At 71.7% G+C, this 19,437-nt stretch carries 16 protein-coding genes; 13 read left to right on the top strand and 3 right to left on the bottom strand.

Translation table 11 applies throughout. From position 1 onward, the window contains the following. Positions 1–113 precede the first annotated feature (113 nt). On the top strand, positions 114–1,403 hold the full coding sequence (locus I6J71_RS25995; protein WP_239153912.1) for a hypothetical protein: 1,290 nt from the start codon (positions 114–116) through the stop codon (positions 1,401–1,403). Positions 1,404–1,439: 36 nt separating this feature from the next. Here the strand turns inward: I6J71_RS25995 and I6J71_RS25990 are convergent, their stop codons facing one another. Beyond that, the gene (locus I6J71_RS25990; protein WP_204089250.1) at positions 1,440–2,282 is read right to left on the bottom strand and encodes a universal stress protein; all 843 of its coding nucleotides are present in this window, start codon (positions 2,280–2,282) and stop codon (positions 1,440–1,442) included. A 358-nt stretch (positions 2,283–2,640) separates the two neighbouring features. Here I6J71_RS25990 and I6J71_RS25985 point away from each other — a divergent pair, with 358 nt between their 5' ends. Both I6J71_RS25985 and I6J71_RS25980 read left to right on the top strand, forming a co-directional pair. Then, on the top strand, positions 2,641–2,937 hold the full coding sequence (locus tag I6J71_RS25985; protein ID WP_204089249.1) for a hypothetical protein: 297 nt from the start codon (positions 2,641–2,643) through the stop codon (positions 2,935–2,937). A gap of 86 nt (positions 2,938–3,023) precedes the next feature. Continuing rightward, a complete protein-coding gene (locus I6J71_RS25980) occupies positions 3,024–5,246 on the top strand; it encodes a heavy metal translocating P-type ATPase (protein ID WP_370541974.1) in 2,223 nt (740 codons plus the stop codon). 4 nt (positions 5,247–5,250) lie between these two features. Here the strand turns inward: I6J71_RS25980 and I6J71_RS25975 are convergent, their stop codons facing one another. After that, positions 5,251–6,399 carry a site-2 protease family protein gene (locus I6J71_RS25975; protein ID WP_204089248.1) on the bottom strand — a complete coding sequence of 383 codons (1,149 nt, stop codon included), beginning with the start codon at positions 6,397–6,399 and terminating at the stop codon, positions 5,251–5,253. A 168-nt stretch (positions 6,400–6,567) separates the two neighbouring features. Between I6J71_RS25975 and I6J71_RS25970 the strand changes: the two genes are divergently transcribed. Beyond that, entirely contained in the window at positions 6,568–6,738 is a 171-nt protein-coding gene (locus I6J71_RS25970; RefSeq protein WP_204089247.1) for a hypothetical protein, read from the top strand. A gap of 58 nt (positions 6,739–6,796) precedes the next feature. Here I6J71_RS25970 and I6J71_RS25965 read toward each other — a convergent pair whose 3' ends face one another. Then, positions 6,797–7,423: a hypothetical protein gene (locus tag I6J71_RS25965; RefSeq protein ID WP_204089246.1), complete on the bottom strand. Its 627-nt coding sequence runs from the start codon at positions 7,421–7,423 to the stop codon at positions 6,797–6,799. A 146-nt stretch (positions 7,424–7,569) separates the two neighbouring features. Between I6J71_RS25965 and I6J71_RS25960 the strand changes: the two genes are divergently transcribed. The 9 genes from I6J71_RS25960 to I6J71_RS25920 all read left to right on the top strand — a co-directional run bounded on the left by I6J71_RS25960 (position 7,570) and on the right by I6J71_RS25920 (position 19,400). Further along, positions 7,570–8,361, top strand: coding sequence for a flavodoxin domain-containing protein (locus I6J71_RS25960; RefSeq protein ID WP_239153911.1), 792 nt, complete (start codon positions 7,570–7,572; stop codon positions 8,359–8,361). After that, a complete protein-coding gene (locus I6J71_RS25955) occupies positions 8,339–8,656 on the top strand; it encodes an Hsp20/alpha crystallin family protein (protein ID WP_239153910.1) in 318 nt (105 codons plus the stop codon). Before I6J71_RS25960 ends, I6J71_RS25955 begins: the two co-directional genes overlap by 23 nt. Positions 8,657–8,716: 60 nt before the next feature. After that, a complete protein-coding gene (locus I6J71_RS25950; RefSeq protein ID WP_204089244.1) occupies positions 8,717–11,359 on the top strand; it encodes a GNAT family N-acetyltransferase in 2,643 nt (880 codons plus the stop codon). A gap of 18 nt (positions 11,360–11,377) precedes the next feature. Continuing rightward, positions 11,378–12,463: an acetate/propionate family kinase gene (locus I6J71_RS25945; protein WP_204089243.1), complete on the top strand. Its 1,086-nt coding sequence runs from the start codon at positions 11,378–11,380 to the stop codon at positions 12,461–12,463. Beyond that, a complete protein-coding gene (locus I6J71_RS25940) occupies positions 12,460–13,146 on the top strand; it encodes a hypothetical protein (RefSeq protein ID WP_204089242.1) in 687 nt (228 codons plus the stop codon). Before I6J71_RS25945 ends, I6J71_RS25940 begins: the two co-directional genes overlap by 4 nt. Beyond that, the gene (locus tag I6J71_RS25935; protein ID WP_204089241.1) at positions 13,143–15,827 is read left to right on the top strand and encodes a cation-transporting P-type ATPase; all 2,685 of its coding nucleotides are present in this window, start codon (positions 13,143–13,145) and stop codon (positions 15,825–15,827) included. The genes I6J71_RS25940 and I6J71_RS25935 overlap by 4 nt, the downstream gene beginning before the upstream one ends. 86 nt (positions 15,828–15,913) lie before the next feature. Beyond that, positions 15,914–18,157 (top strand): phosphoenolpyruvate synthase, encoded by a 2,244-nt coding sequence (gene ppsA / locus I6J71_RS25930; RefSeq protein ID WP_204089240.1) that lies wholly within the window; start codon positions 15,914–15,916, stop codon positions 18,155–18,157. A gap of 33 nt (positions 18,158–18,190) precedes the next feature. Next, positions 18,191–18,688, top strand: coding sequence for a universal stress protein (locus I6J71_RS25925; protein ID WP_204097248.1), 498 nt, complete (start codon positions 18,191–18,193; stop codon positions 18,686–18,688). 10 nt (positions 18,689–18,698) lie between these two features. Next, a complete protein-coding gene (locus I6J71_RS25920; protein WP_204089239.1) occupies positions 18,699–19,400 on the top strand; it encodes a CBS domain-containing protein in 702 nt (233 codons plus the stop codon). The last annotated feature ends 37 nt before the right edge of the window (positions 19,401–19,437 follow it).

Here is a 19,437-nt window from a genome sequence, read left to right as displayed (position 1 = left end):
AGGGCACTCGTAGCTTCGGGGTCGCGAACGATTTCGTGGAGGTGGACTGGGTGAACGTGTCGCGCACGGACCTCTACGAGATCCGGATGGCCGCGAGCTACTTGCGTCGCGGCATGACCGGCCCGGCCACGTTCAGCCTGTTCGTCCGTGACCTGCCGCGGGATCGGGGGTTCTCGGTTGCGGCCGGGCTCACGAATTGCCTCGACCCGCTGCAGGACTGCCGGTTCGAGCCCGAGGAGCTGGCGTATCCGGGACAGGGGCTCGGGTTATCGGCAGCCGACGTCGAGGCGCTGTCCCGGCTCCGATTCACCGGCGACGTCCGCGCGGTCCCCGAAGGCCGGGTGGTCTTCGCGGCGGAGCCGCTGCTGGAGGTCACTGCGCCGTTGCCGGAGGCGCAGCTAGTGGAGACGATGCTGCTGAATTTCGTCACGTTCGCGACCGCCGTCGCCACGAAGGCCGCCCGGTGCCGGCTCGCTGCTCCGCACGCCGAACTGGTCGATTTCTCGGCGCGGCGTGCGCACGGGTGTGACGCTGCGTTGGCCGCGGCGAGGCTGACGGCGATCGCCGGATTCGGCCGCACCAGCAACGTCGAAGGGTCCGCGCGCTACGGCCTGCGCGCCGCCGGCACGGTCGCCCACTCATACATCCAGGCGTTCCGGCCCGAACGTGACGCGTTCCGCGCGTTCGTTGAAGGTTTCCCGGCTGCGCCCGTGCTCCTGGTTGACACCTACGATCCGGTGAAGGGGATCGCCCGCGCGATCGAGGTGGGCGACGATGGCCCGGGGCACTGCGCCTTCGCGCGTCAGCGCGGCCACCCCGAGCCCCACGGCGAGGACCGCCAGCACCCCGAGCACGACCGGTTCCGGGGCGACCGGCCCTGTCCGGGTGGTCGCCCCGGCGGCGATCAGGCCGAGGCCGCCGGCGACGCAGCCGATTGCGACGAGGCCGCGTGCTTGTACGGAGGTGGGGAACGGCGACGGGCAAGGACGGTTGTGATCGCGATCTGCGTACCGAGCACGGCTTGCACCGCGAACACCGGCAGGAACCGCAGCGCGATGACCGTCATGGCCCAGCCCAGGAAGCCGACCGTCAGGCCGACGCTGTACCGCACCGCCCGGCGGCGCGCCGCTGGCCAGTCGTGCGTGCCGCGCAAGATTCGAGCAGTGTCGCGATGCCGTCGAGCGCGGCGGCGGCACTGGCCGCTCCGAACCCCACCGCGATGCCCAGCTGCGGACTCATCGCGAGCGACCAGTGGTCGAGGTGCGCACCGGGTCACCATGGCCCACGCGTGCGCCCTCGCGAGGGGCCGAACGTCGCCGGGGCCGAGGGAACTTCGCCTCCCCCCAGTCCCGGGCGCACGTCGGCACGGTGGAGCCCACGTATGCCGCGCCGTGACCCGGTGACGCCGATTGCGGCTGCTGAAGGAAGGATCTTCGAGGTCACACACCGGCGTGGGTGACCAGCACCGGGGAAGCGGCGTGGTGCACGAGGGCCTGGACCGTCGAGCCGAGCAGCAGACCGGGGAAACCGCCGCGGCCGCGGCGGCCCAGGACGATGAGCTGTGCGTTGGCGCTGCGTTCGAGCAGTTCGTGGCGGGGCCGGCCGCCGACCACCGTGTGTTCGACGAGAACATCGGGGTGGTGGCGGCTCGGCTCTTCCAAGACCTCGTCGAGCGCCGAGGCTGTTTCACCGACGTCGGGGTCGTTCTTCGCGTGCAGCACCAGCAATGCCGCACCGAGGGAGGCTGCTTCGGTGAAGGCGGCTGCGACGACCGCGACCGTGTCCGGGCCGCCGTCGATTCCGGCGACCACCGGTCCGGCAGCGGCCGGCACGTCCCACAAGTCTCCGCGCGCCACTACGACCGGGCGGGGCGCGTGGGCTGCCAGCGCCATGGCGACCGAGCCGGCGAGCAGGGAGCCGAACCGGCCCTGGCCGTGGCCGACGACCACGGCCGAGGCTTGCCCCGCGAGGTCCAGCAACGCCGGCGCAGGACGATCGGGGTCGAGCCGTTCCCGCACGTCCGCTGCGCCGGCTCCACGCGCCACTTCGTGTGCCGCGCGCAGCAGGTGCCGGCCGTGCCGGCGGAGGAGGACCTTCGCCTCCTCTGTCGGGGGCACGACACCGCCGACCAGGAGGTCCGGAAACGACGTCGCGTGGACGAGCTCCAGCGGTACGTCGTGGCGGACCGCGGCGCGCGCGGCCCAGCGGACAGCGTCGACTGCCTCCGCCGAACCGTCGACGCCCGCGATGATCGGCGCGGGAGCCGGAAGAGGGGGAGTCACCCGTCGAGCGTAGAAAGCAGGGCTGGCCCGCCGCTGCGGCCGGAAGTCCCGGGGTGGTGGGACTTCGGGAGGCAGATCAGTCCGTGCCGGAGCTCCGGTCAGAAATCGGGCCGAGGTGGTCCCGGCGTCGGTTCGCACCGGCGGCGCACGACGTCGGCACCCGCCCGCAGCCGCCGGTCGCGCGGTAGCCACAGTCCACTCCCGGTGATTCCGGACTCGAGTGCTCACCTCGACACGGCTCTCCGGCGAGGGCTTCCCGCCGGAAGTGCCGAACGTCCCCGGACAGCGTGACCTGCGGACATCGTGGCGACGCGTGCTCCGCGCCGATCCTGAAAGCCCGCTGCGGACAGGAGTGGTGATGACGGAGAAGGTGTGGGCCTGGCGAATCCGCTCGGCGGGACCCACGGCGACCGGTCCACCGCGCTGGGAACCTGGCACCGGGCCGGAGCCGGCTCCGGGCCACTTGTTGCAGGAACTCCAGGTGCGCAGCGTCACCGCGGACACCAGAGCCGACACACGTGAGTTCCTCTGCGCTGCCTGCGAGCACCACCTGCAGGTCCGCGCGGTGTCCTGCTCCCTGGCCGACACACCGCGGGCCGTGGCAGACCTGGCCTCCGGCTGGGGCACCAGCGGAGCGGTGCTGCTCGCGGATTGAGCTGGTCCACCGTGGAGCACACATCCGTAGGACGGAGCGGCCGGGTCTGGCCGTGGTGGTTGCGCGAATCGGCATTTCTCGTCGCCGTGGCTGCGCTGCTGCTGGCCGGTGGCGTCCTCTGGGTGACCGGCACCGCAGGTTCCGGCGCGTGCTGGGCTGCGGCCACCGCGGTTGCCCTGGCGCCGACCGCCTGGTGGGTGGTGCGGGACCTACGGGCCCGGCGCTGGGGCGCCGACTCGCTGGCGGTGCTGGCGCTGGGGTCGACCCTCGCAGTGGGGGAATACCTGGCCGGCGCGGTGGTCGCGGTGATGGTCGCGACCGGGCGGGTGCTCGAATCCGGGGCCCAGCGCCGCGCCGGACGTGATCTCACGGCGCTGCTCGACCGCGCCCCGCGCACCGCTCACCTGCGGGCCGGTTCGGGATTCAGGTCGGTTCCCGTGGGCCAAGTGCGGACGGGGGACGAGGTCGTCGTACTGCCCGGCGAGGTCGTGCCCGTGGACGGGGAACTGCCGGAGGACGGGCTGTTCGACGAGTCCGCCCTCACGGGGGAGCCGTTGCCCGTCTCCCGGCCGGCGGGTGACACCGTCCACAGTGGAGTCGTCAACGCCGGAGCCGCAGTGGGGGTCAAGGCCACGGCGAGCGCGAGCGACAGCACGTACGCCGGGGTGGTGCGGCTGGCGGAGTCGGCGGCCGCGCACACGGCGCCGGTCGCCCGGCTCGCCGACCGAGCCGCGGTGTGGTTCCTGCCGGCCGCGCTGGTGCTCGCGGGCCTGGCCTGGCTGCTCACCGGTGTGGCCGACCGCGCCGTCGCTGTGCTGGTGACCGCGACTCCGTGTCCGTTGCTGCTGGCGGTGCCGATCGCTGTGACCGCGGGGATGTCGCGGGCGAGCCGGGCGGGTGTCGTGGTGAAGGACGGTGCCGCTTTGGAGTTGCTCGGTCGGGCGCGCGTGCTGTTGCTGGACAAGACCGGCACGATCACTGCCGGGCGCCCGGACGTCGCCGATGTGATCTGCGCGCCGGGCGTCGGGGCAGACGAGGCGCTGCGGCTGGCGGCCAGCGTCGAGTTCTACTCTCCGCACGTCCTCGCCGCGGCTGCGGTCCGGGCCGCCGAGACCGCCGGTGTCGAACGGCTGCCCGCGGCCGACGTTCGGGAAGAGCCGGGCGCCGGGGTGTCCGGGCGGATCGATGGTCACCGTGTGCGCGTGGGCCGGTGGCCGTCCGGACGGGCGGTGCCGGCGTGGGCGGGAAGCGCCGCTCGCCGCGGCCGGCTGGACCTGGCGACGGTGCTGTGGGTGGACCGTGACGGCGAGCCGATCGCGGCGCTCCTGGCGAAGGACCGGATCAGACCGGACGCCGCCCGCACCATGCGCCGGCTGCGCGGGGCGGGCATCACCTCCATCCGGCTCCTCACCGGCGACCGGGTCGACAACGCGCGGGAGGTTGCCGCCCTCCTGGAACTCGACGACGTGCGCGCCGAGGCCACTCCGGCGGACAAGCTCCAAGCGGTCGCCGCGGCCCACGCGACAGGTCTGACCGTGATGACCGGCGACGGGATCAACGACGCTCCCGCGCTCGCGGCCGCCGATGTGGGCGTGGCGCTCGGGTCGCGGGGAGCCACCGCCGCGGCGCAGGCGGCCGATGCGGTGATCCTCGACGACCGGCTGGCCCGGCTCGCCGACGCCGCCGAGATCGCCCGCCGCTCGCGTCGGTTGGCCGTGCAGAGCGCGATCGCGGGGATCGGGCTGTCGTTCGTCGCGATGGTGGCTGCGGCATTCGGTCTGCTGCCACCGGTCTGGGGTGCGCTCGTGCAGGAGGCCATCGACGTCGCTGTCATCGTGAACGCGTTGCGCGCGCTACGGGTGCCTGGCGCCGCGGATCCCGCCCCCGCCCGTCTGGTGCAGCGGTTCGAGACGGAACACGAGCGATTGCGCCCGGCGCTGCTGGCGATCCGGCAGGCGGCCGACGCGCTCGCCGAAGGTCCCACTGCTGAGGCCGACCGCGCCGTCCGGGCGGCGCGAGGGGTCCTGTTCCGGCAGATCCTGCCGCACGAAGCCGCCGAGGAGCACGAGCTGTACCCCGCGCTCGTGGGGCCGCTCGGCGGAGAGCAAAGCACGGTGACGATGAGCCGCGCCCACACGGAGATCGCTCGCCTCGCCCGTCGGCTCGACCGGCACCTGCGGGAGTCGCCGGAGCTGATCCAGCCCGACCAGGTCGATGACCTTCGCGCGACGCTGTATGGCCTCGATGCTGTGCTGACCCTGCATTTCACCCAGGAGGAGGAAGCGTTTTTCACGCTGCCGGTTTCCTGAGCGGTCAGAGTTCGGCACGCCGGCGCACAAGGACACCGAGCTCCGCGAGTTCGAGCGCGCGGGCGAGGTCAGCCGGCGCGACGACGCCGGCGAGTGCGCCGTGGTCGACGACGAGCACGAGGTCCTGTCCGGGCCTCAACGCCGTCCGGCCGAGCACCTCCGTCACAGGTGTTTCCGGTGGTCCGGCGAAGCACGCCGGGGGCTTCGTGCACACCGACTCGAGCCGGGTGGACGTGCGGGCGGTTTCAGGCACGCGGGCAAGCCGCCCGAGGCTGACGACGCCGACCGGCCGGCCGTCGAACGACATGACGGGGAAGGTGCGAACGGGCAGCTCCGCCGCGAGATCAAGGAAACCTTGGACCGTGTACCAGCCTGGAGCCGTAACAGGGGAAGGTCGCATGACGTCGGCAAGCCGGATTCGGGAAACCGCCTCCCGAAGCGGCGCCGCCACGAGTTCGTTGCGCACGGCGAACGTCAGGAACCAGCCGATGGCCACGAGCCACAGTCCTTCGAACGATCCGGTTGTCAGGAATATCCACACTCCGGTGCCGACGAGCGCCGCCGCCAGGAGTTGCCCGCCACGGCCGGCGATCCGCCGCGCCCGGGCGCGGTCGCCAGTGACCTTCCAGGCGACGGCTTCGGCGATGCGGCCGCCGTCCAGCGGCGTGCCCGGCAACAAGTTGAACGCCGCAAGGACCGCGTTCGTCCAGCCGAGCCAGGTGAGAGCCACGACGACGACCGGTGGCAGGGCCCCGGTCGCGAGCACGGCGGCACCGAGGAAGCCCCCGGCGACGGCCACGCTCGCGGCGGGGCCGGCCGCGGCGACGAGCAGCGCGGCCCGGGGCGTGCGCGGTTCCTCGGGAAGCTCGGCGGCGCCGCCCAGCAGCCAGAGCGTGATGCGTTCGGCTTTCAGGCCGCACCGCCGCGCGGTGAAGGCGTGGCAGAGCTCGTGCGCGAGCAGCGAGGCGAGGAACAGGACCGCGCAGACGGTCGCGACCGCCCAGCACAGCGGGGGCGGCGTGCCCGGGGCACCGGCGGGGAGCACGCTGGTTGCCAGCAAGTACGCCAGCAGCACCGCGATGATCAGCACGGACCAGTGGGCGCCGATCCGGATGCCGACGATCCGTCCGAGCGGGAACGTCGCGTGGGTCATCGCCCGAGTGTGCATCAATAGCCGGAACGCCGGCAGGGCCGCATCACCTCGCTGGCAGGGACCAAAGGCACCAGGCCCGCGGACGTCCGTAAGCAGTGCTCCGGGCGGCCTCGCACCTACCTTCGATGACAGCCCACGCGCAGGAGGAACCCCGCGCAGGAGAAACCCATGGACGAGAAGGAGAAGGCGCAGATCGAGGAAGAGGCACGCCATGATGTCGCCGACCGCGACCGGCGCAGCGCGGCGATCCGCCGCTACCTGTGGGTCAGCGAGCGGCGCGCGATCGAGGAGAACGAGAAGGACGTGGCGCCAGAGCCGACACCCGGGCCCGGAACGTGACGGGCGAGCGCGAGCCGGTTCCCGCCAGGCGCGGCGGGAACCGGCCCGAGCGGCGAGCTCAGTCCGTGCGGCTGTACGCGGCGAGGCTCCGTTCGCGCGCGTCCTGCGCGATCGTGCGTACCAGCGTCGAGTGAGCGGCCTGGGTGAACGGGTACGCGACGCGCCAGTACCGGCGGAACTTCAGCCAGCTGGGTGGGTCGGTCAGCTGCACGCGGGTGTCGATCGTCAGCAGACTGCGGTGTGCGCCGTAGGGCCGGACTCCGAAAGTGATCACGAGCTTTCCGTAACCGGGTTCCGCGAATTCCGCGAAATCCTCTGGCTCCACCCGCCGCCAGGCGATGACGGGGCGCCAGAACTTGCCGGCCACGCCGACGGCGAATTCGGTACCGGGGTGCTCGCCCAGCAGGGTCCAGTCCGATCCGCGGTCGAGGTCGTCGATGGTCAGGCGCGTCGGCCGGCGGGGCGGGCCGTGCCGGCCGCGACGCCAGCGCGCGGGCAGTTCGCGCAGCCGTTCGGCCGTCGTGAAGAGTCCACGATGGATGTCGGTCAGGTCAAGATCGCGGGCCGCCGCGTAGGCTTCCTTGATCGGTGCATCGATGACCGCGTGGCGCACGACCGTGAAATGCGGGCGCGGAGCGAAGCGGTCGCCGAGCAGGTCGGGGGCCTGCGGCTGGTGCTGGGTCATGGTGCCTCCTGCGGACGGGCTTGATTCCAGGCTGGGACGGCGTTTCCCGTGCCCGCCAGGAGCAGAAGGTCTGGCCGGACCCGATTTCGTCACCACTGGAAGGGACTTCCTGCTCTCCCGTGCGAAGGGTGCGGCGAGCACCGTGGGTGTTCTTCACCGAAAGGCGTACCGCCATGAGGGTCCTCGTCGCGGTGGCGACCCGCCACGGGGCCACCAGGGAGATCGCCGAGCAGATCGCCGCCACGGCTGCGATGACGTTGGAGGAAACCGGTGTCGCGGCGCAGGTGGAGGTGGTCGACGCAGAGCACGTCACGTCGCTCGCGGGGTACGACGCGGTCGTGCTCGGTAGCGCCGTCTACCTCGGGCACTGGCTCGACAGCGCCCAGAGGCTTGCGCACGAGCACCAGGGCGAGCTGAGACGGCTTCCTGTGTGGCTCTTTTCGAGCGGACCGGTGGGTCAGCGGAGACGGCCCGGTTCGGACCCCGTCGACGTTTCGGATGTGCTGACCGACACGGCTGCCCGCGAGCACCGGCTTTTCGGTGGCCGGGTCGAGCGCGCGCGGCTGCGCTTCCCCGAACGGGCGGTGGTGGCTGCCCTGCGGGTGAAAGACGGGGACAACCGCGACTGGCCGGTGATCCGCGCGTGGGCCCGGGCCATCGCCGGTGAACTTGCCGTGGTGCCGCGGGGGAGGAGCGCGAAAGTTGACCGTCCTGCATCCGGTGCGGGGACCTTCGTCCTGACCCTTCGGGTAGTCCGGCCGCGTCGCCGAAGGAGCGTACGGGAGTTTCCTGAGTGTGAAGCCGAAAACGGAGAGAGGAGTGAGCATGCCTGGACTGCTGCCGGGTTCCCGGATGACGCTGCCGAGCATCGCCGCCTGGCTGGACAACCCCTGGCCGTTCGGGGAGCACAACCCGGTGCGGATCGAGGATTCCACTGAGGAGGGCAAATACACCATTCGCGCAGAGCTGCCCGGGTTCGAGCCCGACAAGCACATCTCGGTGAGGACGCACGAGGGGATGCTGACCATCGAAGCTGAGCGCGAGGCGAAGGAGACCACCGGCGGGCACAGCGAATTCTACTACGGGAAGTTCAGCCGCACCGTGGCGCTGCCCGCTGGGGCCGAGGCCTCGAAGGTGGAGGCCAAGTACGCCGACGGCATCCTCGAGATCACCATGCCGATGGCTGAGCGGCCGCACGAGAAGCAAATAAAAATCCACGTCGACAAGGCCTGAGGCCGCCGGTGGTGGGCGTGGTCGCGGCCGCGCCCACCACGGCTGTGCACGAGGAGAGCCATGAACGCGGACCTGCCCGCGAGGGTGCTGCTGGCCGACGGTGAGGTCGGTGTCGTCCGGACGCTGGGGCCGGGGGACGCGGACGCCGTGCTGGCGTTGCACACCCGGCTGGACGAACGCGACCGCTACTTCCGCTTCTTCGGCCCGTTACCGTCCACGATGGACCGGTTAGCGGGCCGCATCGCAGGAGAGCCGGGCGAGGCCCACGCCGGGCTGGGGTGCTTCCTCGGGTCGGAGCTTGCGGGCGTGGCCCACTACGAACGGCGCCCTGGCTCAGCGGAGGCCGAGATCGCTCTGGTGGTCGACGGGACCCACCGGGCGCAGGGGATCGCGACCCTGCTGCTGGAACACCTCGCCGCGACGGCGCACGCCACCGGTATCGACCGGTTCGTCGCGGAGGTGCTCGCCGAAAACGCGAAGGTCATCAAAGTCTTCTCCGAACTGGGCTTGCCCTACCGCGTCGCCCGCGACGGCGCCGAGTGGTCGCTGACGCTGTGGCTCGACGCCGACCACTACCCGGACGCGGTCGCACACCGCGACGAGGTCGCCGAGGCCGCGAGCCTCGCGCACGTCCTGAACCCGGACTCGATCGTGGTCATCGGGGTGGGGCGCCAACCGGGTTCGATCGGACGCGCCGTGCTCGCCAACCTCCTACGCAGCGGTTATCCCGGGCACGTCGAGGTCGTTCACCCACACGCGTCGTCAATCCTCGAAGTCCGCTGTGCCACCTCGATCGCGGGGTTGAGCGTGGTGCCGGAACTGGCGGTGGTCTGTCTGCCCGCTGAAGCTGCGGCGAACGCGGTCGAGGAGTGCGGTTCCCACGGCGTCCGCGCCGTGGTGATGATCACCTCCGGCCTGACCGGCACCGCGGCCGGCGAACGGGTCCGCAAAGCCGTGCGGGAACACGGGATGCGTCTGGTCGGGCCCAACTGCCTGGGCGTGGTCTCGACCGCGCCGTCGTGTCCGCTCGACGTGACTTTCCTCGAACGGCCGCCGCTGCGTGGTGGCATCGGGATCGCGACCCAGTCGGGCGGAGTCGGCATCGCGCTCACCGAAGCGCTGACCGGGCTCGGGCTGGGGGTCTCGGCGCTGGTGTCCACAGGAGACAAGTACGACGTGAGCGGTAACGATCTGCTGCTGTGGTGGGCGAGCGACCGGCGAACCCAGATCGTGGTGCTGTACTTGGAGTCGTTCGGCAACCCGCGCAAGTTCAGCCGGCTCGCCGCGCGGTTGGCGCGCACCCGCCCCGTGCTGGCGGTGCGCGCAGGTAGCGGGGACACAGCCCAGCGGGCGGCCGCCTCGCACACCGCGGCCGTCGCCACGCCCGCGGTGACCCGGGACGCGCTCTACGAACAGGCGGGGATCATCGCGGTCGACACGGTGTCCGAATTGGTCGATGTGATCGCGGGAGTGTCGTGGCAGCCGTTGCCGCGCGGGCGGCGGGTTGCGGTGGTGAGCAACGCCGGGGGAGCCGGAGTGCTCGCGGCCGACGCGTGCGAACGCGAGGGCCTCACGATGGCGTGCTTTTCAGCTGGAACGGTGGAGCGGTTGAGCGCGCTGCTCCCCGCGGAGGCTGCGCCGCACAACCCGGTGGACACCACGGCGGCGGCACCGGCCGGCACGTTCGGCCAAGCTCTGCGAACCGTACTGGCCGACGAGGGTGTCGACGCGGTGCTCGTGGCGACGGTCCCGACGGCGGTAGGTGATCCGGCGACCGTGGTGGCCGACGTGGTTCCAGGCACAGGCAAGACGGTGTTCGCCGTCCAGCCCGGTCAACAACGCGCGCGAGTCGCTCCTGTCGGCGACGACGGTGCGCCAGTGACCGCCTCGTACGACGACCCGGCGGCCGCCGCAGCCGTCTTGGGAAAGGTCGCGCGCTACGCGCAATGGCTCGACCGCGGCGACGACGCGCCTGAGCTGTCGGACATCGACGCTGCGGCCTTGCGGACCTTCGCAGCGAACCACGCCGGCGAGGGTGACGGCTGGCTGTCCCCACCGGACGCCTCCGAGCTGCTCCGGCTGGCCGGCCTCCCGCTCGTCACCACGCGCTATGCCCGCGACGAGCTGGAAGCGATCGGCGTCGCAGGCGACCTCGCGGGCCGACTGGCAGTCAAGGCCGATGCCCAAGGGCTCCAGCACAAATCCCGGGGCGGTGGCGTCCTCCTCGAGGTGTACGGCGCCGGTGGGGCGCGAGACGCCTACCGGCTGCTGCAGGCCCGGTTCGGCCCGGCTCTGCGAGGGGTCGCGGTCCAGCCCATGGTCGACTGCGGCCGCGAACTCCTCGTGGGTGTGCGATCGGACCCGGTGTTCGGCCCGCTCGTGGTGTTCGGCCTTGGCGGCGTCGACGCTGATCTGGTCGCCGATCACACTGCCCACCTGGCGCCACTGACGGGCGCCGACGCCGACCTGCTGCTGGATGGCCTGCGGTCGTCGGAAGCGTTGTGGGCGTCGGGGATCGACCGGGCCGCTGTGCGTGAGGTGCTGCTGGAGGTCGCGCGATTGGCCGTGCTGGTTCCCGAGCTCGCCGAGCTGGACCTCAACCCCCTTGCAGCGCACGCCGCTGGTTGCGTGGCCGTCGACGTCCGCGTGCGCCTGGCGCGCCGCGAGAGCGCTGATCCGTTCCTCCGCCGCCTGCCGGGCTGATCGGACTGAGGAGTGACCGTGCGAGTCCTGACCCTTAATCCTGGTTCGTCGAACCTGAAAGCCGCCTTGGTCGAAGACGGCATCGCCGTGGGTTGGACGGCGTGGCAGCTGACCGAACCGCGGCTGGTCTTGGATGCGGTGCACCGCTGGGCGCGCCCGGACGCGGTCGCGGTTCGTTTCGTCCACGGCGGCTCGCAGAAGGCGCCGGCGCTGGTGACCGACGACCTGCTGGCGAACCTGGAGCGGCTCGTGCCGCTCGCGCCGCTGCACCAGCCCGCGTCGTTGTCGGTGGCCCGCGCGGTGCGGGCTCTGTTGCCCGGTGTGCCGGTGGTGGCGTGCTTTGACACCGCGTTCCACTCGGGCCTGCCCGCTGCCGCCGCGCATTACCCGCTGCCGCGTGCGTGGACGCGGCAGGGCCGGTTGCGCCGTTACGGGTTCCACGGCTTGTCGTGCGGTTACGTGGTGCGCCGCGCCGCGGTCCTGCTGGGAAAGGTGGCAACGGATCTGCAGCTGGTGTGTGCGCATGTCGGCGCGGGCGTGTCGGTCACTGCCGTGCGTGACGGCGCGAGCGCTGACACGTCGATGGGGTTCACGCCGCTGGAGGGGCCTGCGATGGCCACCCGATCGGGCTCGATCGACCCGGGGCTGCTGCTGCACGTGATGAAGACGGCGCCGATGGGGCCGGAGGAGATGAGCGAGGCGCTCTACCAGCGGTCCGGGATCGCGGGCATGTGCGGCGGTAGCGGTGATCTGGGTTCGGCGCTGGTCGCGGCCGCGGCCGGCGATCCGGACGCGAAACTGGCCGTCGAGGTCTACGTGCACCGGCTGCGGCGGGAGATCGGCGCCCTGGCGACGAACCTCGATCGGCTCGATGCCCTCGTGTTCACCGGCGGAGTGGCCGAGTACCAGCCGGAGGTGGTTGCCGCTGTCACCGCCGGTCTCGGCGTACTGGGCCTGCGCGTGGCCCCGTTGGAGCGCACCGACGCCGACCGGGTCATCAGCGCGCCGGGCTCGGCGGCACCCGTGCTGATCGTGCGGACCCGGGAAGAACTCGAGCTCGCCCGCGGCGCCGAAGCCATCCTGCGCGAACGGGTGCCGCGATGACCAGCATGGCCGAACCGGCGGTTCACTGGAACCACTCGACCCGGGCCGTGCTGGTGGACGCGCTCTCACGGCTGCCGGCATCGCGGTGCGTCGTCGAGCTGGGGCCGGACGAGGTCACGGTCGCGCTGAATCCGGCCCGGCACGGCCGCGGTGAGCACCGGGCGCTCGGCGCATGCGGCGCCGCGCTCTCCACTGCCAAGGTGGTGCTCCGGGTCCTGGGCGCTCGTTCCCGGATGTTTTTCCCGCACAACCCGGACCGGCCGGACGTCGTAGCGGTGCTGCGCGTTCGGGAGCCGGCGCCGGCGACGGAGCACGACTGGGTCCGGTACCTGGCGCTGCGCCGGTTGACGGAGTCTGGGCCGGAGACACCCGCGCCCGTCGGTGCGGAGGTTCTCGCCGCTCTCGCGCGCGAGAACGACTGGCCTCGCACTCGCGTCGTTCCGCTTCCACCCGAGGAACCCGCTGCGGCGCTGGGCTTCGGCTCCCGGTTGCCGGTGCTCACGAACCGCGACACCGCGGACGAGCAGGTCCTGGCCGGTGCCGTCACCCACACCCTTCGCCTCGCCGCGGCAGCCCATGGGCTGAAGACCGCAGTCCTCAGCCGCTCAGCAATCATCGGGGGGCACGCGAGCGTCGCACAGGCCGTGGTACTCGTCGCGGGTCCGGCGGAAGGACCGCGATGACCACGCACGTCCGGCCGTCAGGCGCGGAGCCCGAAGCTCCCGACGTCGACGCCCGCGAGCCGGTCGATCTGCTGCTGCGAGACCTCCGATCTGCATCAGGCGGGCTCACCGCCCGCGAAGCTGCGCGCAGGCTGCAGGTGGAGGGACCGAATGAGCTGCCGCGTCGCGGGCGTACGCGATGGCCGCTCGAGTTGCTGCGCCAGTTCGGCCACCCGCTGGCCCTGCTGCTCTGGGTCGCCGCCGGCCTCGCCTGGTTCGCGGGGACGACGAACCTCGCCGTGGCCATCGTCGGAGTGATCGTCCTCAACGGACTGCTCGCGTTCTACCAGGAGCAACAGGCCGAACGCGCGGTGGAGGCGCTGGGCGAGTACCTGCCGGAGCGCACCTCGGTGGTACGTGACGGGGTCGTCGCCCACGTGGCGGCGAGTGAACTGGTCCGCGGCGACGTCGTCCTGCTCGCCGAAGGGGATCGGGTTCCCGCGGACGCCCGGCTCGTCGACGGGACTCTCGACGTCGACGCCTCGATGCTCACCGGTGAGTCCGCTCCTGTCACTCGTACTGCCGATGCCGCAGACGATGCTGTGCGGCCGATCGACTCACCGGTGCTGGTGTTCAGCGGCACGGTGTGCGTGGCAGGCGCCGCCCGCGCGGTCGTGCACGCGACCGGGCGGCACACCGAGATCGGCCGGATCGCTTCACTGTCGGCCCGCATCGGCCGCGAAGAGAGCCCGCTCGAGCGGCAAGTGCGACGGGTCGCTTGGCTGATCGCCGGGGTCGCCCTGGTTGTTGGTGTGGGGTTCCTGCCGCTCGGCGTGGTCGCGGGCCTTTCGTGGTCGGCCGCGTTTGTGTTCGCCATCGGGCTCCTCGTGGCCAATGTGCCCGAGGGACTGCTGCCCACGATCACCCTGGCCCTGGCGGCGGGCGTGCGGTCGATGGCGAAGGCCGGCGCTCTGGTCAAACGGCTGTCGGCGGTGGAGACGCTGGGCTCGACCACCGTCATCTGCACCGACAAGACAGGGACCTTGACCCGGAACTCGATGCGGGTCGAGGAACTGCGGGACCCGTCCGGAGCACCGTCGGCACAACCCGTGGCTGTCGCAGTGCTCGCGCGGTGCAGCACCGCGGACCTCGCCACCGGATCCGGGGACCCGACCGAGCTCGCACTGCTGTCGTACGCCGCCGAGCGCGGGGCGGACGTCTCGGCGGCCGCGCGTGATGCGGCGCGCCGGGTGCTGCACCCGTTCGACCCCCGCCTCAAGCGAATGTCCACTGTGGATCTTCTCGGCGAAGAGCTCGTGGTGGCTACGAAGGGCGCTCCGGAGCAGGTGCTCCCGCTGTGCACGACGGAGCTGACGGAATCCGGCACCGAAGCGCTGATCACCCCGCAGCGCCGGATTGAGCTGACCGGCCAGGCCGACGACATGGCCCGGCGGGCGCTGCGCGTGCTGGCGATCGCGCGCCGGGTGGTCCCCACTGCCCCTGCGAGCCGCAGCGAAGCCGAAAGCGGGCTGACCCTCGTCGGGTTCGCTGGTCTCGTCGATCCGCCGCGCCCCGAGGTCGCCCCGGCGGTGGCCGACTGCCACTCGGCGGGGATCAAGGTCCACGTCGTGACCGGGGACAACGGCCTGACCGCCGCTGAGATCGCCCGCCGCGTCGGCATCGGCGCCGACTGCGTCGTCGAAGGCGGCGACCTGGCGAAGATGCCGGAACCCGACCTCGACGCAGCGCTCCTCAAGGGCGGCGAAGTGGTGTTCTCCCGCGCGACGCCGGAAGACAAGCTGCGCATCGCCGATGCACTGCGCCACTGCGATCAGGTCGTCGCCATGACCGGCGATGGGGTGAACGACGCTCCCGCGCTGCGCCGTGCCGACATCGGTGTCGCGATGGGTATCGGTGGCACCGATGTGGCGAAGGAAGCGGCTACGGTCGTGCTCACCGACGACAACTTCGCAACCATTGTGGCCGGGGTGCGCGAGGGCCGGCGGGTGTTCGACAACGTCCGCAAGTTCGTGCTGTACATCTTCGCCCACGCGGTACCCGAGGTACTCCCGTTCCTGATCTTCGCCATCTCCGGCGGGGCAGTCCCGCTGCCGCTGACCGTGCTGCAGATCCTGGCGATCGACCTGGGGACGGAGACGCTGCCGGCGCTCGCCCTGGGGCGCGAGCCGGCGGAGCCCGGACTGATGGCGCGCCCGCCCCGGGACCGGCGCGAAGGCGTGGTGACCGGCCGGATGCTCCTTCGGGCGTGGGCGATCATGGGCCTGCTGTCGGGGATCCTGGTCCTGGCGGCGTACTTCGCGGTGCTGTGGACCGCCGGCTGGCAGCCGGGAGCCGACGTCTCGGCGGGCGCGCCGTTGCACCACGCGTACTTGCAGGCCACCACGGCGAGCTTCGCGGCGATCGTGGCGTGCCAGATCGGCACGGCGTTCGCTTCGCGGACCGAACGCGTGCCGCTGCGAGAGGTCGGCCTCACCACGAACCGGCTGCTGCTCTGGGGCCTCGTGTTCGAGGTGCTGTTCGCCGCTCTGCTGATCTACGCACCGGGGATCAGGGACGTCTTCGGCATGGCGCCGCTGCCCGCGTGGGCGCTCGCGATGCTGCTGCCGATGCCGGTACTCGTCTGGGGCGCCGACGAGCTCTTCCGGTGGGTGACACGGGGACGTCCGCCCCGCGCCCGGTGACTTTGTGCTCCGGTGCGGGTGTCCGGGGGGCGACCAGGCTGGGAGAGCCGGGGCGAACGCCGTGTCCGACCTTCGGGAGGACCTTCATGGACTGCGTACCGAATCTCGCCGATCTACGGCTCGCCGACGCCGAGGTCGCAGGCGGAAAGGGTGCCAACCTGGGTGAGCTGATCGCCGCCGGGTTCCCGGTGCCGGAGGGCTTCGTGATCACCCGGGATGGCTACTTCTCGGCACTGGAGGCCGCCGGGGTGCGCGCCGAGATCGCCGACGCCCATGCCAAAGCTCTGACGAATGTGGACGACGCGACGGCCCTCGCCGAAACGTGCGAGCGGCTGCAGGCCCTGGTCCGCTCGGCCGGCCTGACCGCCGAGCTCGCGGCCTCGGTCGGCGAGGCGTACCGCGCGCTCGGCGGGCAAGCCACGGTAGCCGTGCGCTCGTCGGCGACCGGGGAAGACGGTGCCGAGGCGTCGTTCGCCGGGATGAACGCCAGCTTCACCAACGTGGTCGACGAGCGGAGCCTGGCTCAGCGCGTCGTGGACTGCTGGGCGTCGCTGTTCTCGCCGCGCGTCGTGAGCTACCGCGCGAGCCGTGGGTACGCCGGGGAGCCGGCGATCGCAGTGGTTGTGCAACGGATGATCCCCGCCGATCGCGCGGGGGTGATCTTCACGGCGGATCCGCGGACCGCCGCGCACGACCAGGTGGTGATCGAAGCGGTCTTCGGCCAGGGTGAGGCGATCGTCAGCGGCGCCGTCGAGCCCGACACCTACGTGGTGGCCAAACAGGACTTGCGGGTGCTCAGCGCCCGTGTCGGCACACAGTCCTTCAAGATCATCGCGGAGGTCGGCGGCGGTGACGTCACGGTGCCGTTGACTGCGCAGGCCGGCGGTCGCCGGGTCCTGGACGACGCGACGGTGCTCGAGCTCGCGCGGCTGGCCTCGCGAGTCGAAGACCACTACGGCGTGCCGCAGGACGTGGAATTCGCCATTGAGGACCACCGCACGTGGCTCGTGCAGTCGCGGCCGATCACGACCATGCCGCCGGACCGCGAGGCGGAGCCGGGCGCGCTGGTCACGGGGCTGGCAGCGTCGCCCGGCGCGGCGAGTGGGGCCGTCCGCGTGCTGCGGGACCCGGCGGAAGCCATGCAGCTGCGCGAGGGCGAGGTGCTGGTGGCGCCGATGACAAACCCGGACTGGGTGCCGGCCATCCGCCGGGCGGGCGGGCTGGTGACCGACGGCGGCGGGATGACGTGCCACGCCGCCGTGGTCGCCCGGGAACTGGGGGTGCCGTGCGTGGTCGGAACCGGCGATGCCACCCGCGTTCTCGCCGACCGCACGCTCGTGACAGTCGACGGGACCAAGGGCGAAGTGCGGGCCGGTGCGGTGGTGCATGAGGCGGCTCGCGCGACGCCGGTGGCAGCTCCCACCGCACCGGAGACGATCGGGACCCGGCTCTACGTGAACCTCGCGATGCCCGAGCACGCCGCGGAAGTAGCGGCACGGGCCGTGGACGGGGTCGGGTTGCTGCGTGCGGAATTCCTGCTCACCGAGGCCCTCGGTGGCCGGCACCCGCGCGACCTGCTGGCCCGGGGCGAGGAGGAGTCCTTCGTGACCGCGATGGCCGACTCCTTGACCGCGATCACGTCCCCGTTCGGCTCACGTCCGGTGGTCTACCGCGCCACTGACCTGCGCACGAACGAGTTCCGCGGCCTGACCGGCGGGGAGGCGTTCGAACCAGAGGAACGCAACCCGATGATCGGCTACCGCGGCTGCTACCGGTACATCCGCGAACCCGATCTCTTCGCGCTCGAGCTGAAGACACTCGCGCGGGTCCGCGAGCGCACCCCGAACCTGCACCTGATGATCCCGTTCGTGCGCACCAAGTGGGAGCTCGAAGCCTGCCTCGAACTGGTGGACGCCAGCCCGCTGGGCCGCCAGCGCGGCCTCCTCAAGTGGATCATGGCGGAAGTGCCCTCAGTGGTCCACTGGCTGCCGGAGTACGTCGGTCTCGGCATCGACGGCGTGTCGATCGGCAGCAACGACCTCACCCAGCTGGTCCTGGGGGTCGACCGCGATTCGGCGGAGTGCGCGGAGCTGTTCGACGAAGCCGACCCCGCCGTGCTGGACGCGATCACGACCATCGTCCGCACCGCGAACCTGCACGGCATCACCTCGTCGCTGTGCGGGCAGGCGCCTTCGACCAACCCCGCTTTCACCGAGCACCTGGTGCGGGCCGGTATCACTTCGATCTCGGTCAACTCCGACGCGATCGCTGCCGCCCGGCACGCGATCGCCGCCGCCGAACGCCGCCTCCTGCTGGACAACGCCCGCTGACCCGTTGGGCAAAGGAGAACATCCGTGACCACCATGGACGGAAACGTCATTGTCGTCGGAGTCGACGGCTCGGCCGGCAGCGCCGCGGCACTGCGCTGGGCACTGTCCGAAGCGAAGGTGAGCGGGCGCGAGGTGGTGGCCGTGCGCGCCTGGACGTTCGATCCGACGGCCGACCTGGAATCGGCATCGACCCGGTCGTGGCGGGAGATCGAGAAGCGCTACCGGCAGCAGCTGGAGCAAGCCGTGGCCGATGCGCTCGCCGGCGTCGAACCGGTTCCCGTGCGCGCGGAGACGGTCGAGGGCGCGCCCGGCCCGGCCCTCGTGCGGAGGTCGCAGAACGCCGCGATGCTCGTGGTCGGCAGTCACGGCCACGGCCGGCTGCTGCGGCTGCTCGTCGGATCCGTCTCTGCGTATTGCCTGAAGGATTCGCGCTGCCCGGTCGTGGTCGTGCCGGTTCGCACGGCTGAGGAACGCGGCCCGGTGCCGGAAGCGGACGAGGCCGGCACGTACCAGCCCGGCCCCCTGTTGTGAGGAGCAGACGATGACCGGACAGCACCCGGTGAGCGCGGTGATGACGACGGACGTGGCGAGCGTTCCGCTCGGCACACCCTTCAAGGCGGTGACCGCGCTGCTCGAAGAACGTGGGGTCGGCGGCACGCCCGTCGTGGACGATCGCGGTCACGTGGCTGGTGTCATCTCCCGCGCTGACCTGCTCGAGCGTGAAGTCGAGCACCGCGGCTTCGGTCCGCGGGCGCGGCGGGCCCGGCGCAAGGCTGAAGCGGTGTTCGCCGCCGACTTGATGAGCAGCCCGGCTGTCACCATCAGGGCGGACGATGACGTGGTGCGCGCCGCGCAACTGATGGAATCCCATGGCGTGCACCGCCTTCCGGTCGTGGACGCGGACGGCGCGCTGGCCGGGATCGTGTCGCGAGCCGACCTGGTGCGAGTCTTCCTGAGACCCGACAAGGACATCTACGACGAAGTCCGGGACGAGGTCCTCACGGAGGAGATGTGCATCGACCCGCAGTCGCTGTACGTCGCGGTGCACGACGGGATCGTGTCCATCAGCGGCACCGTCGAGCGTTACAGCATGATCGGGCTGATCGAGGCGCTCGTCCGCCGCGTCGACGGGGTGGTCGAAGTCCGCTCGCACCTGAAGGCCCACCTCGACGACCGCGACCTCCGCCCGGATGAGCCTCCCGCCGGTGGCCGGTTCGGGCGGAGGTCGATCCACCGGCCCTGACCGACACCCAGCGGATCGGCCGCCGTCCTGTCCGGGC

It is taken from the genome of Amycolatopsis sp. FDAARGOS 1241 (genome assembly GCF_016889705.1).
In the GTDB taxonomy this organism is placed as follows: domain Bacteria; phylum Actinomycetota; class Actinomycetes; order Mycobacteriales; family Pseudonocardiaceae; genus Amycolatopsis.
Note: the sequence above shows the minus strand (reverse complement) of the source record. Positions and strands in the feature narration are given on the sequence as shown.

Excerpts from the sequence above, each read along its gene's own strand:
- I6J71_RS25995 (WP_239153912.1), top strand. The coding sequence starts at position 114 with ATGACCGGCCCGGCCACGTTCAGCCTGTTCGTCCGTGACCTGCCGCGG.
- I6J71_RS25985 (WP_204089249.1), top strand. The coding sequence starts at position 2,641 with ATGACGGAGAAGGTGTGGGCCTGGCGAATCCGCTCGGCGGGACCCACG.
- I6J71_RS25975 (WP_204089248.1), bottom strand. The coding sequence starts at position 6,399 with ATGACCCACGCGACGTTCCCGCTCGGACGGATCGTCGGCATCCGGATC.
- I6J71_RS25970 (WP_204089247.1), top strand. The coding sequence starts at position 6,568 with ATGGACGAGAAGGAGAAGGCGCAGATCGAGGAAGAGGCACGCCATGAT.
- I6J71_RS25965 (WP_204089246.1), bottom strand. The coding sequence starts at position 7,423 with ATGACCCAGCACCAGCCGCAGGCCCCCGACCTGCTCGGCGACCGCTTC.
- I6J71_RS25950 (WP_204089244.1), top strand. The coding sequence starts at position 8,717 with ATGAACGCGGACCTGCCCGCGAGGGTGCTGCTGGCCGACGGTGAGGTC.
- I6J71_RS25940 (WP_204089242.1), top strand. The coding sequence starts at position 12,460 with ATGACCAGCATGGCCGAACCGGCGGTTCACTGGAACCACTCGACCCGG.
- I6J71_RS25935 (WP_204089241.1), top strand. The coding sequence starts at position 13,143 with ATGACCACGCACGTCCGGCCGTCAGGCGCGGAGCCCGAAGCTCCCGAC.
- ppsA (WP_204089240.1), top strand. The coding sequence starts at position 15,914 with ATGGACTGCGTACCGAATCTCGCCGATCTACGGCTCGCCGACGCCGAG.
- I6J71_RS25925 (WP_204097248.1), top strand. The coding sequence starts at position 18,191 with ATGGACGGAAACGTCATTGTCGTCGGAGTCGACGGCTCGGCCGGCAGC.
- I6J71_RS25920 (WP_204089239.1), top strand. The coding sequence starts at position 18,699 with ATGACCGGACAGCACCCGGTGAGCGCGGTGATGACGACGGACGTGGCG.